Source organism: Pandoraea pulmonicola, from assembly GCF_000815105.2.
GTDB lineage: Bacteria > Pseudomonadota > Gammaproteobacteria > Burkholderiales > Burkholderiaceae > Pandoraea > Pandoraea pulmonicola.
Genome location: NZ_CP010310.2, coordinates 5231175 through 5244878 on the forward strand (window position 1 = coordinate 5231175; position 13704 = coordinate 5244878).

Here is a 13704-nt window from a genome sequence, read left to right on the forward strand (position 1 = left end):
ATACGCGCCTTTACCCGGCGCGCCTTGCGCGGGCGCAAACACGCGAAAGCCCCGCCAGACGCCGGTTTCCGGCCTGTTGCGTAAACGAAACAAAGGGTGCCGCAAACCCGCGTAAAACCGGCCTTTTCCTTTGCCGGCCACAGTGAATTTGTTACATTACGTCCAACTTCTCGCGAAGTTGATTAGCAAGGACGTTATCACTAGTGACCTTGTTAAACAAATCTCACAATCCTTTGGAGATCACTCAATGAAAAAGTCGCTTCTCGCTCTGGGTGTGCTCGGCGCATTCGCTGGCGCTGCTCACGCACAAAGCAGCGTGACCCTGTACGGTATCATCGACGCTGGCCTGACGTACGTTAACAAGACGGGCGGCTCGCTGACCGGCACCGGCAACACCAGCAAGAACTTCTACTTCAACAACGGCAACCTGCAAGGTTCGCGTTGGGGCCTGAAGGGCGCTGAAGACCTCGGTGGCGGTCTGAAGGCAATCTTCGTGCTGGAAAACGGCTTCAACCTGGGTAACGGCACGCTGGGCCAAAACGGTCGCATGTTTGGTCGTCAAGCCTATGTGGGTCTGAGCAGCGCTACGGCCGGCACGGTGACGATCGGTCGTCAATACGACTCCGTGGTTGACTTCGTTGGCCCGTACGCTTCGGGTAGCCAATGGGCGACGTACGCAGGTGCTCACCCGTTCGATAACGACAACCTGAACAACTCGTTCCGGATCAACAACTCGATCAAGTACACGACCGCCAACTACAACGGCTTCAGCGCTGGCGCTCTGTATGGCTTCTCCAACTCGGCCAACAATGGTTCGACGGGTTCGGGCTTCGCAAACAACCGTGCATGGTCGTTTGGTTTGGGTTACGCCAACGGCCCGCTGTCGTTGGGCGCTGGCTACTTGTACCTCGGCTCGCCGGGCAGCAACTCCTCGGGCGTGATCGCAACGCCGCTCACCGGTTCGGCTGACACCACGACGGCTATGACGGCCGGTGGCGCTAGCGATAAGGCATGGATCGCCTCGGCAGGCGGTTCGTACGCGTTTGGTCCGGCAACGCTGGGTCTGGTGTACAGCCACAGCGCCTACAACTACGTTGGCGGCGGTAGCTGGAAGTTCGACAACGTCGAACTCAACGGCAAGTACATGCTGACGCCGGCCCTGCAACTGGGCGCATCGTACACGTACACTTGGTCGACCCTGAACGTGGCATCGGGCAACGCCTCGCCGAAGTACCACCAAGTCAACCTTGGCGTCGACTACTTCCTGTCGAAGCGCACGGATACGTACCTGGTGGGTCTGTGGCAACACGCCAACAACGATGCCCCGGGCGGCGCAAACCTGAACGGTGGTATCGGCTTCTCGAACAGCACGAATCAGTTCGCTGTTACGGCTGGTATCCGTCACAAGTTCTAAGCTGACAGCTCCTGTCACTTAGGCTTTGACGAAAGGGCACCTTCGGGTGCCCTTTTTTATTGGTCGGACGACTTTGCCATTAGCGATTGGAGTGCGTCGTAAGCTAGACGGCCAGCTCGTAGCTCCCCCATCTTGACCCGATGTTTATTTCAAACCTAAAATTTCCATATTGTAAATTTCCATTGCACCGACCATGAGCCTCACCGACTCGGATTCTCTCGATCTCGAAACGCGCGCCCACGATCGTGAGCACGACGCGCTGCGCCTGTGGCTGCGGCTGCTCACCTGCACCACCATGATCGAGACAGACATCCGCTCGCGGTTGCGCCAGGAGTTCGATTGCACGCTGCCGCGCTTCGATTTGCTCGCGCAGCTCGACCGCCATCCCGAAGGGTTGAAGATGGGTGAGTTGAGCAAGCGGATGATGGTCACCGGTGGGAACGTGACGGGCATCACCGATCAGTTGGAGAAGGAAGGCTGGGTGACGCGCGAGACAGTCGTCAACGATCGGCGCGCCTTTCTCATCAAGCTCACGCCGCGCGGCAAGAAGGCATTTTCCAATATGGCTCAGGCCCACGAGCAGTGGATCGAGCAGCGGTTCGGGCAGTTGCCGGAAGACAGACGGCAGCAGCTTTACGGTTTGCTGGGCGATCTCAAATCGGTGATCGGCTGAGATAACCCTATCCGGTCCAAGCGCAGTAAACACAGCCGGCTGGGAATGTCCGCCGTGAGGCAAGGGTTGCGACGGACGTGACGGCGTCAGACTATGTCACAGGTCAGTGCAGGGTGACACCCGCTCGCCCATTCTCAGTCCCGCATTTCTCGCTTTCAGCGATTCTCCTCAAGGTGCCCGTCCCACTGGCCCAACTAGCCCCCCCCTAGTCTTGCTTCCCCCTGCCACCGCTCGTTATCGTCCAGCCTGTATCGGCGTATCGAGCTGCGCTCTTGCCGCCAACGCCGCTGGCGTTCGATCCAACGCGGTGAGTGCGGCGTTGCGCTCGGCTTCCGGTCGTTTCGACATGGCTTTGACCGCGACATAGAATTTTGGCAAATCGTCGTGCTCCTGCGCGAGCAGCGCCATGAACGCAGGGACCCACCGGTTATAGGCCACGAAAGAGCCGATTTTCGCGTTATTCAGGTCACTGGCGAACCATGGATCGAAGCCCTTGTATCCTCCCCACGATGCCTTTATGGCGTCGTAGTCCGCGCGCATCGCGGCGAACAAGGCATCTTTCTGCGCGATCTTGTCGGCATCCGGCACGGCGCTGGCGTACAGCGCTTCCAGACGTTTCCGATAGCCGTCGACCAGCTTGCGGAATTGCCGCCGATGCGCATCGTAACGCCCATACTCGATGGCGGCGTCGGGATGCTCGCTTAACCAACGACGCACGCCCACGGTCTCCACTGTCACGGCAAACGACTCGTTGAACGCAGTGTCTCCCCGGACGAACAGAATCTGATGCGCGAGTTCGTGGAAGATCATGCGGGCAACTTCCGCGCGCGGGAGATAGATAAAGGTATTGAGCAGCGGATCGTCGAAATATCCGAGCGTCGAATAGGCAGGTATACCTGCGACAAACGTCTCCCACCCGTCGCGATGCAACTCCGCGGCGTATGCATCGGCCGATTCACGCGAGTAGTACCCACGATATTCGACGCAACCGACTACCAGAAAGCACGACTCATGGAGCTTGAGGGATAGCGGAGGCGCGGCAAACACGTTGTAGACGACGAAGGGCCGTTTCAGGTCAGCATAGCTGCGGTAGCTGCCATTGTCCGGTTCGCCAAGCGCCGATACGGCATAGCTTCGGATCTGCTCGGCCTCGACGAGACGCATGCGCAGACGCGGATCGAGCGACGGGTCGGCCAGCAGGTCGGACACCGGCTGCGCCTCATGCAGCATCGTGAAGTGCCCGTTGATGGACTGCGCGTAGTATCCGATCTGGCTGCAGCCGGCAACGCCAAGCAACAGCGCACCGGTCGCCATCGCTGTGAGCACGCGACGCAGCCGCCGCTCCAGAGGCGCGGAGATCACCGACATCATGGACGGAAGGGCCATCACGAACGCCTCCGGCGCAATTTCCAGGTGTTGGCCGACTTATGGCCCGTGCCGGCCCGAGTTAGCGCATGTCGGCTATAACGGTGCCACGTCGACGAGACAGTCATAGAAAGTCGGGGCGCGCCCAAGGTCGGTGAGTTGCTGACTCGTGACCTCATTGGCGTTCTTGCCGTCCGGCGCAAGCTTCTTCCACCAGATCGACAGGCCGACGACCACGCCCTCCCGCGCCCGCTCCGTGACCCGAGCCTTCGCATTCAACGTGCCCCGGTCGTTGAAGATCCGCACGCCCGCGCCATCCGCAATACCGCGCGGGGCGGCGTCCGACGGATGGATGTCCAGCGTCGGCTCGCCAACGGAGGCACGCAGACTATCGACGTTCACGAAGCTCGAATTGAGGAAGTTGCGCGCCGGCGGCGAAATCATCGCCAACGGGTAACGCTCGGCCAACGTTGGATTGCTGGCGGCAGACTCGTAGGGCGGCACCCAGTCCGGCAACGGATCGAAGCCTTCCTCCAGCATCCGCTCGGAATAGAACTCGCACTTTCCCGAAGGTGTGTAGAACTGACCGTTCGCAAACGGCGCCTCGGGAAGATCATAACGAATCCAGCCGTCGCGCTTCAATTGCTCCCAACTACTGCCGGCCATGCGGGCGTCGTTCCAGCGGATGGACTGGGCCGCGAGCTCGTCATCGGTGTCGGAGAAGCATGGCTCTTGCCAGCCCATCCGCTTCGCCAGCAGACGGAAGATTTCCGAATTGGGTTTCGCCTCGCCCAGCGGGGCGATAGCCGGGTTGTTGGCAAGCAGATAGGTGTGACCGTACGCCTTGTGGATGTCGAGATGCTCGAGTTGCGTCGTGGCCGGCAGCACGAAATCGGCATAGTCGGCGGTATCGGTCTGGAAGTGCTCCAGCACCACCGTGAACAAATCCTCGCGCCCGAAGCCGGCGGCGACTTTGCCCGACTCGGGGGCGACGGCGACCGGGTTGCTGTTATAGACAACCAGCGCCTCGATCTTCGGTCCGAAGGTTCCGTCACCAGGATGGCACAGTGCATCCCCAATAGCACTCATGTTGACCACGCGCGCCGGCCGGTCCTGCCTCGGGCGCAAATCCGGACGCGCTTGCGCCACGGCGTCAACCGGCGCAAAACCCGACGTCGACATCAGCAATCCGCCCGCCGGATCGCGCCAGGCACCGATCAGCGCAGGCAGGCAAGCGATCGCACGCGTCGCCTGGCCACCACCCCGGACACGCTGCATGCCGTAATTGAGCCGGATCGCAGCAGGTTTGGCGCTGGCGTATTCCCGGGCAAGCGCGATGATCGTTTCCTCACCGATCCCGCAGATCTCCGCGACGCGCGAAGGGGTATAGCGTCGCACGCGCTCCTTGAGTTGCGCATACCCCACCGTGTGGCGTGCAATGTACTCGTGATCGACCAGATCTTCGGAGATCAGAACGTGCATCATGCCAAGCGCGAGTGCGGCATCGGTGCCCGGGAGCAACGCAATGTGTTGATGGCACTTTTCCGCGGTCAGCGAACGATAGGGATCGATGGCGATGAGCTTCGCGCCGCGGCGCTTCGCCTCCTGCGCAATCGCCCAGAAATGCACGCTCGAAGTGATCGGATTGCTGCCCCAGATCAGAATCAGCTTGCTGTCGACGAAATGCTCGACGTGCATGCCCACGCCTGCACCGTACGTGTAACGCATGCCGGCCGCGCCAGCGCTCGCACAGATCGTACGATCGAGATCCGACGCACCGATCCTGTTGAAGAATCGCGCCGCCATCGACTCGCCTTGCACAAACCCCATCGTGCCAGCGTAGCTGTACGGCAGGATCGCCTCGGGCTCGCGTGCCGCGATGGCGCCCAGCCGAGTCGCGATCTCGTCGAGGGCTTCGTCCCAACTCACCCGCACGAATTGGCCGCTCCCTTTCGGACCGACGCGCTTGAGTGGATGCAGCAGACGATCCCGGTGATAAGTTCGTTCGGTGTAGCGCGCGACTTTCGTGCACAACACGCCCTTGGTCGTCGGATGGTCAGGATCCCCCTGAACCTTGATCGCAACGCCGTTCTCCACCGTGACGTGCAGCGCGCACGTATCCGGACAGTCATGCGGGCAAGCGGCCCGGACGACGTGGGCATCGGTCGTCATCAACGACTCCTTTTCTCTACGGAAATATGACGTCCGGGGACAATGGGACGTTGGCGCTATTGTATTACGTTCGTTCGCGCCCTACCCCGCCACACTTGACGTCAGCGCGTTTTTTTAGGCAGATTCCTGAGTGCGGCTCGACCGATTCGACCGATTCCTACTGGAGTGCCAGACCTGCCCATTAGAGGTAAGATGAGCCATTGCGCTCCGCAGGAAACCCCGTCATGAAGCTCATTCCAGAAATCGACGCCGCTCGCGGCGAAATTCAATCCATCCGACGTGACATTCATGCTCATCCGGAACTCTGCTTCGAAGAGAAACGGACGTCAGACGTCGTTGCCGATACGCTCACCAAGTGGGGTATCCCCATCCACCGCGGACTCGGGACGACCGGCGTCGTCGGCATTATCAAGAATGGCACCAGCGACCGCGCGATTGGACTTCGCGCCGACATGGACGCGCTGCCTATCCACGAAGCCAATACGTTCGAACACGCGTCGAAGCATGAGGGCAAGATGCACGCATGCGGCCACGACGGACACACGGCCATGCTGCTTGCTGCGGCGCAATATCTTCAGAAGCATCGCAATTTCGACGGGACCGTCTATCTGATCTTCCAACCGGCGGAAGAAGGCGGTGGCGGTGCACGCGAAATGATCAAGGATGGCCTGTTCGAGCGCTTCCCGATGCAGGCCGTTTTCGGCATGCACAACTGGCCAGGCGTGCCGAGCGGCACATTCGCCGTGACGCCCGGTCCGATGATGGCGTCGAGCAACGAATTCAAGATCACGCTGCGCGGTAAGGGGACCCATGCGGGCATTCCGCATGCCGGCATCGATCCCGTGATCGCGGCAGTGCAGGTAGCACAGGCGCTGCAGAGCATCATCACGCGTAACAAGCGTCCGATCGATGCGGCCGTGCTATCCATTACCCAGATCCACGCCGGCGACACGACCAATGTCGTGCCCGACGAAGCCTGGCTCGGGGGCACGATTCGCACGTTCTCGATCGAGGTGCTGGACCTGATCGAGTCGCGGCTGCGCGAAGTTTCGGAATTCGTGGCAAAGGGCCTCGGTTGCACGGCTAACATCGAATTCCACCGCAATTACCCTCCGACCATCAACGATCCCGCCATGGCGGCCCTGTGTGCGGACGTCATGCGTGAAGTCGTGGGCGACGAGAACGTCAACGACAAAGTCGAGCCGACGATGGGCGCGGAAGACTTCTCGTTCATGCTGCTGGAAAAGCCCGGGGCATATGTTTTCATCGGTAACGGTGACGGTACGCACCGCGACAGCGGCCACGGTCTCGGTCCGTGCAACCTGCACAATGCGAGCTACGACTTCAACGATGACCTGCTGCCGCTCGGAGGCACTTATTGGGTCAAACTGGTCGAGACGTATTTCGGTCGGGATCGGTAAGGCGTTCGAACAACGTTTCAGCGAGTCGAATAAGAAAGCCGGCAAACGATTTGCCGGCTTTTTCGCTTCCGAACAACAAGTTAATAGCGAATAGACACTATTTCGCAGCCGTTGTTGTAGGGATTGCGTCAGCATCCAGGCGGATATCGCCATACCACGCCGTATATTTGGATCGAGTGTTATCACCATCACTCATGATCGCGATGCCGATCAGTCGTCCTGCCGGCTCACCGAAGGCTCTCTCATAGTCCTTGGCAATATCTCGCGAGTAGATCAGCCATTTGCCGAGATTTGCGTCGCCGCGCTCGACGACCACGGATCGGATACGCCCGGTATAGGGATTCGCGATGACCTCGTCCTTCGAGAACTGCCTGTCGCCCCAGGTATACACCAGCGTCGCATAAGGAAGTTCACGGCCACTCACCAGGCGAGCCAATTCGCGATGGAGATGATCCTGCATAGTCAACTTCGCAGGGTCTCCGTCAAAAGCGAGGGCGATGCGGACGGGAGCATCGTCGAAACGCTTCGTACGGATGTCCGCATCGGTGGGTAAAGCATCGGCACGCCAACGCCACGTCAGTTTTGCGCCGGTATGGATGGGGATATCCAGCTTTTGAGCAATGCCGGAAGCCGACTCATCGACTTGAGCATGAATGACGGCTATGCCATCGTCATCCGATATCTGCTCGTAGGTCGTCAGGCGCTTGTTGCGAGTGACAAGATAGGCTTCCCAATGCGGAGGCAGTCCATCAGGGGATACTGCGGCAGACAGTGGAGCGATATCGTCGTTGTGCGCAGACACGACTTTGGCAATCGTCTGGCTGTCCTTCGAACTCGGGGAAGCGCACCCGCCAATCCCCGCAGTCACCAAGGCGGCAATGACGTACATCTTGCCGGTACGCCACGTTGCATGGCGTTTGATTTGAATTGAATTCACCACCCGCTTTGCTCCACGAACTGCAACTAACCCCGTGGCCAAATGCTATGCGAGAAGCGAACGTCCATCTACGGGGGATTTCACTTCCTGACGGTGAAACAACACAAAATAGAACCACCTTTTTCGGCTGCACAAAGCAAAAACCCCTTACTACGCGTGTAGCAAGGGGTTTTTAAGGGGAGCCTGACGATTACCTACTTTCACACGGGAATCCGCACTATCATCGGCGTGGAGTCGTTTCACGGTCCTGTTCGGGATGGGAAGGGGTGGTTCCAACTCGCTATGGTCATCAGGCATAACTTGTATGTTCCGCTGAGGCGCTCAGCGAAACCAATTCGGAAGAAGCGTAGTACAACGTATTGGGTTGTGACTGGTATCGGCACAGCGATACTCACACCAGGAAAACACACTGGTTATAGGATCAAGCCTCACGGGCAATTAGTATCAGTTAGCTTAACGCATTACTGCGCTTCCACACCTGACCTATCAACGTCCTGGTCTTGAACGACCCTTAAGGGGAATCGAGTTCCCAGGGAAGTCTCATCTTAAGGCGAGTTTCCCGCTTAGATGCTTTCAGCGGTTATCTCTTCCGAACATAGCTACCCGGCGATGCCACTGGCGTGACAACCGGTACACCAGAGGTTCGTCCACTCCGGTCCTCTCGTACTAGGAGCAGCCCCCTTCAAACTTCCAACGCCCACGGCAGATAGGGACCAAACTGTCTCACGACGTTTTAAACCCAGCTCACGTACCTCTTTAAATGGCGAACAGCCATACCCTTGGGACCGGCTACAGCCCCAGGATGAGATGAGCCGACATCGAGGTGCCAAACACCGCCGTCGATATGAACTCTTGGGCGGTATCAGCCTGTTATCCCCAGAGTACCTTTTATCCGTTGAGCGATGGCCCTTCCATACAGAACCACCGGATCACTATGACCTGCTTTCGCACCTGCTCGACTTGTCAGTCTCGCAGTTAAGCACGCTTTTGCCATTGCACTATCAGCACGATTTCCGACCGTACCTAGCGTACCTTCGTACTCCTCCGTTACACTTTGGGAGGAGACCGCCCCAGTCAAACTGCCTACCATGCACTGTCCCCGATCCGGATCACGGACCTAGGTTAGAACCTCAAACAAGCCAGGGTGGTATTTCAAGGACGGCTCCACAGAAACTAGCGTTCCTGCTTCAAAGCCTCCCACCTATCCTACACAGACCGGTTCAAAGTCCAATGCAAAGCTACAGTAAAGGTTCATGGGGTCTTTCCGTCTAGCCGCGGGTAGATTGCATCATCACAAACACTTCAACTTCGCTGAGTCTCGGGAGGAGACAGTGTGGCCATCGTTACGCCATTCGTGCAGGTCGGAACTTACCCGACAAGGAATTTCGCTACCTTAGGACCGTTATAGTTACGGCCGCCGTTTACCGGGACTTCAATCAAGAGCTTGCACCCCATCATTTAATCTTCCGGCACCGGGCAGGCGTCACACCCTATACGTCCACTTTCGTGTTTGCAGAGTGCTGTGTTTTTATTAAACAGTCGCAGCCACCAGTTTATTGCAACCCCTTCACCCTTCTGGCGCAGGCCAGTCAAGCTACAAGGGCGTACCTTATCCCGAAGTTACGGTACCAATTTGCCGAGTTCCTTCTCCCGAGTTCTCTCAAGCGCCTTAGAATACTCATCTCGCCCACCTGTGTCGGTTTGCGGTACGGTCTCGTATGACTGAAGCTTAGAGGCTTTTCTTGGAACCACTTCCAATTGCTTCGCGAACTAGTTCGCTCGCCCCACAGCCTTGAATTACGCGCCCGGATTTGCCTAAGCGCCTTCTCCACTGCAGGGACCGGGACTTCCAACACCCGGACAACCTTCCGCGATCCGTCCCCCCATCGCATCATACGACGGTGCAGGAATATTAACCTGCTTCCCATCAGCTACGCATCTCTGCCTCGCCTTAGGGGCCGACTCACCCTACGCCGATGAACGTTGCGTAGGAAACCTTGGGCTTACGGCGAGGGGGCCTTTCACCCCCTTTATCGCTACTCATGTCAGCATTCGCACTTCTGATACCTCCAGCAACCTTTACAAGTCACCTTCACAGGCTTACAGAACGCTCTCCTACCATGCGAGCAAGCTCGCATCCGCAGCTTCGGTATATTGCTTAGCCCCGTTACATCTTCCGCGCAGGACGACTCGATCAGTGAGCTATTACGCTTTCTTTAAAGGGTGGCTGCTTCTAAGCCAACCTCCTGACTGTTTTAGCCTTCCCACTTCGTTTCCCACTTAGCAATATTTAGGGACCTTAGCTGGCGGTCTGGGTTGTTTCCCTCTTGACACCGGACGTTAGCACCCGATGTCTGTCTCCCGTGATTGCACTCTTCGGTATTCGGAGTTTGCTATGGCGAGGTAATCCGCAATGGACCCCTCAACCATGACAGTGCTCTACCCCCGAAGGTGATACACGAGGCACTACCTAAATAGTTTTCGGAGAGAACCAGCTATTTCCAAGTTTGTTTAGCCTTTCACCCCTATCCACAGCTCATCCCCTAACTTTTCAACGTTAGTGGGTTCGGTCCTCCAGTACGTGTTACCGCACCTTCAACCTGGCCATGGATAGATCACTTGGTTTCGGGTCTACACCCAGCGACTGAACGCCCTATTCGGACTCGCTTTCGCTACGCCTTCCCTATTCGGTTAAGCTCGCCACTGAATGTAAGTCGCTGACCCATTATACAAAAGGTACGCCGTCACCCCTTACGAGGCTCCGACTGTTTGTATGCATGCGGTTTCAGGATCTATTTCACTCCCCTCCCGGGGTTCTTTTCGCCTTTCCCTCACGGTACTGGTTCACTATCGGTCGATTACGAGTATTTAGCCTTGGAGGATGGTCCCCCCATCTTCAGACAGGATTTCACGTGTCCCGCCCTACTTTTCTCAAGCTTAGTTCCACACCAGGGTTTTCTCATACGGGGCTATCACCCACTATGGCCGGACTTTCCATTCCGTTCTGATAACACCGGTGCTAAATCTTGAAGGCTGGTCCCATTTCGCTCGCCACTACTTTGGGAATCTCGGTTGATTTCTTTTCCTGCAGCTACTTAGATGTTTCAGTTCGCCGCGTTCGCTTCGCTAGACCTATGGATTCAGTCTAGGATGACCCAAAGGGCCGGGTTTCCCCATTCGGACATTTGTGGATCAATGCTTATTTGCCAGCTCCCCACAACTTTTCGCAGGCTATCGCGTCCTTCGTCGCCTGTAATCGCCAAGGCATCCACCACATGCACTTATTCGCTTGACCCTATAACGAGTGTGTCTTGCTGTGCAGGACATTCGCTATAGGCTGAGTTTTCGCGTTGTGCCGTATTCCAAGTCATCTTTCGATCACTTAAATACTGGTTGATACAATCACAACCCGTACAATTTCCACGCGCCATCTCTAACGCGCTTCCGTTGTACTACTTCTTCTTCCAAATTGTTAAAGAGCAAATACTGCATGACATAACTGTCATTCAAAAACATTCACGTGAAATCTCTTGGGGATTTACTACAGACGTAAAAGCTTTTGACTGACATCGATGCGATCTAAGATTTTGGTGGAGGATGACGGGATCGAACCGACGACCCCCTGCTTGCAAAGCAGGTGCTCTCCCAGCTGAGCTAATCCCCCAATCAAGCCGATTACCACTACTCGACTTGGTCAGGCGGTGGTGTAAAGCTTGGTGGGTCTGGAAGGACTTGAACCTTCGACCCCCGCCTTATCAAGACGGTGCTCTAACCACCTGAGCTACAGACCCGACTTAGATCTACGCAGTCAACAACCGATAAGCGTGAACACTCAACTTCCAGTGCATGCTCTAGAAAGGAGGTGATCCAGCCGCAGGTTCCCCTACGGCTACCTTGTTACGACTTCACCCCAGTCATGAATCCTGCCGTGGTAAGCGCCCTCCTTGCGGTTAGGCTACCTACTTCTGGCAAAACCCACTCCCATGGTGTGACGGGCGGTGTGTACAAGACCCGGGAACGTATTCACCGCGACATGCTGATCCGCGATTACTAGCGATTCCAGCTTCACGCAGTCGAGTTGCAGACTGCGATCCGGACTACGATCGGTTTTCTGGGGTTAGCTCCACCTCGCGGTTTGGCAGCCCTCTGTACCGACCATTGTATGACGTGTGAAGCCCTACCCATAAGGGCCATGAGGACTTGACGTCATCCCCACCTTCCTCCGGTTTGTCACCGGCAGTCTCCTTAGAGTGCTCTTGCGTAGCAACTAAGGACAAGGGTTGCGCTCGTTGCGGGACTTAACCCAACATCTCACGACACGAGCTGACGACAGCCATGCAGCACCTGTGTTACGGCTCTCTTTCGAGCACTCCCACCTCTCAGCAGGATTCCGTACATGTCAAGGGTAGGTAAGGTTTTTCGCGTTGCATCGAATTAATCCACATCATCCACCGCTTGTGCGGGTCCCCGTCAATTCCTTTGAGTTTTAATCTTGCGACCGTACTCCCCAGGCGGTCAACTTCACGCGTTAGCTACGTTACTAAGGAAATGAATCCCCAACAACTAGTTGACATCGTTTAGGGCGTGGACTACCAGGGTATCTAATCCTGTTTGCTCCCCACGCTTTCGTGCATGAGCGTCAGTATTGGCCCAGGGGGCTGCCTTCGCCATCGGTATTCCTCCACATCTCTACGCATTTCACTGCTACACGTGGAATTCTACCCCCCTCTGCCATACTCTAGCCTTGCAGTCACGAATGCAGTTCCCAGGTTAAGCCCGGGGATTTCACATCCGTCTTACAAAACCGCCTGCGCACGCTTTACGCCCAGTAATTCCGATTAACGCTCGCACCCTACGTATTACCGCGGCTGCTGGCACGTAGTTAGCCGGTGCTTATTCTTCCGGTACCGTCATCCCCCCGAGGTATTAACCCAGAGGTTTTCTTTCCGGACAAAAGTGCTTTACAACCCGAAGGCCTTCTTCACACACGCGGCATTGCTGGATCAGGCTTGCGCCCATTGTCCAAAATTCCCCACTGCTGCCTCCCGTAGGAGTCTGGGCCGTGTCTCAGTCCCAGTGTGGCTGGTCGTCCTCTCAGACCAGCTACAGATCGTCGCCTTGGTAGGCTTTTACCCCACCAACTAGCTAATCTGACATCGGCCGCTCTTGTAGCGCGAGGCCCGAAGGTCCCCCGCTTTCCTCCTCAGAGCGTATGCGGTATTAATCCGGCTTTCGCCGAGCTATCCCCCACTACAAGGTACGTTCCGATGTATTACTCACCCGTTCGCCACTCGCCACCAGGTGCAAGCACCCGTGCTGCCGTTCGACTTGCATGTGTAAGGCATGCCGCCAGCGTTCAATCTGAGCCAGGATCAAACTCTTCAGTTCAAACCTGTTACTGTTTTCGGTTTTTCGCGATAAATCGCTAGAACCGGTCGCTCTCAAAGTAGGCTGACAAGTTAATTGCTCAACTTACCTTTTACTATGTGAGCCTCAATAAATTTAAAGCTGATCTGCCGAAGCAGACGCACCATTCATCGAGTGCCCACACTTATCGGTTGTTCAATTTTTAAAGATCAATCGCAGCCACTTTGCGAGTCGCCAACTTACCGCGCCATCGCTTCGTTTTCTGCGTCGCTGCATCAGCAGCAGAGAAGTGAGATTATGTCGCACATCCTCGTCGTCGTCAACAGTTTTTTTCGCGCTTTCCGTTCGTCGCCGT

6 protein-coding genes, 2 tRNA genes and 3 rRNA genes are annotated in these 13704 nt (G+C 56.8%); 3 read left to right on the top strand and 8 right to left on the bottom strand.

What is annotated here, in order from left to right; genetic code table 11:
• Positions 1–247 precede the first annotated feature (247 nt).
• Entirely contained in the window at positions 248–1414 is a 1167-nt protein-coding gene (locus RO07_RS22525) for a porin (protein WP_039406046.1), read from the top strand.
• A 193-nt stretch (positions 1415–1607) separates the two neighbouring features.
• Positions 1608–2087, top strand: a complete 480-nt coding sequence (locus tag RO07_RS22530) for a MarR family winged helix-turn-helix transcriptional regulator (protein ID WP_039406049.1) — start codon at positions 1608–1610, stop codon at positions 2085–2087.
• A 234-nt stretch (positions 2088–2321) separates the two neighbouring features.
• On the opposite strand, the gene RO07_RS22535 is transcribed toward RO07_RS22530, so the two are convergent.
• Both RO07_RS22535 and RO07_RS22540 read right to left on the bottom strand, forming a co-directional pair.
• Entirely contained in the window at positions 2322–3401 is a 1080-nt protein-coding gene (locus tag RO07_RS22535) for an aminopeptidase (protein ID WP_039413329.1), read from the bottom strand.
• A gap of 147 nt (positions 3402–3548) precedes the next feature.
• Complete coding sequence (locus RO07_RS22540; protein WP_039406051.1) at positions 3549–5624, bottom strand: molybdopterin-containing oxidoreductase family protein; 2076 nt, start codon at positions 5622–5624, stop codon at positions 3549–3551.
• A 224-nt stretch (positions 5625–5848) separates the two neighbouring features.
• Here RO07_RS22540 and RO07_RS22545 point away from each other — a divergent pair, with 224 nt between their 5' ends.
• Positions 5849–7045 carry a M20 aminoacylase family protein gene (locus RO07_RS22545; RefSeq protein ID WP_039406059.1) on the top strand — a complete coding sequence of 399 codons (1197 nt, stop codon included), beginning with the start codon at positions 5849–5851 and terminating at the stop codon, positions 7043–7045.
• Positions 7046–7142: 97 nt separating this feature from the next.
• Here RO07_RS22545 and RO07_RS22550 read toward each other — a convergent pair whose 3' ends face one another.
• The 6 genes from RO07_RS22550 to RO07_RS22575 form a co-directional block, all read right to left on the bottom strand.
• Positions 7143–7982 (bottom strand): DUF3047 domain-containing protein, encoded by an 840-nt coding sequence (locus RO07_RS22550; protein WP_147284592.1) that lies wholly within the window; start codon positions 7980–7982, stop codon positions 7143–7145.
• A gap of 181 nt (positions 7983–8163) precedes the next feature.
• A 5S ribosomal RNA gene (gene rrf, locus RO07_RS22555) occupies positions 8164–8276 on the bottom strand.
• Between the two features lie 123 nt (positions 8277–8399).
• A 23S ribosomal RNA gene (locus tag RO07_RS22560) occupies positions 8400–11277 on the bottom strand.
• Between the two features lie 293 nt (positions 11278–11570).
• A tRNA-Ala gene (locus tag RO07_RS22565) sits at positions 11571–11646 on the bottom strand.
• A gap of 50 nt (positions 11647–11696) precedes the next feature.
• A tRNA-Ile gene (locus tag RO07_RS22570) sits at positions 11697–11773 on the bottom strand.
• A 64-nt stretch (positions 11774–11837) separates the two neighbouring features.
• Positions 11838–13370: ribosomal RNA gene (locus RO07_RS22575) — 16S ribosomal RNA — on the bottom strand.
• Together the 16S, 23S and 5S rRNA genes with 2 tRNA genes alongside form the textbook arrangement of a ribosomal RNA operon.
• Between the last annotated feature and the right edge of the window lie 334 nt (positions 13371–13704).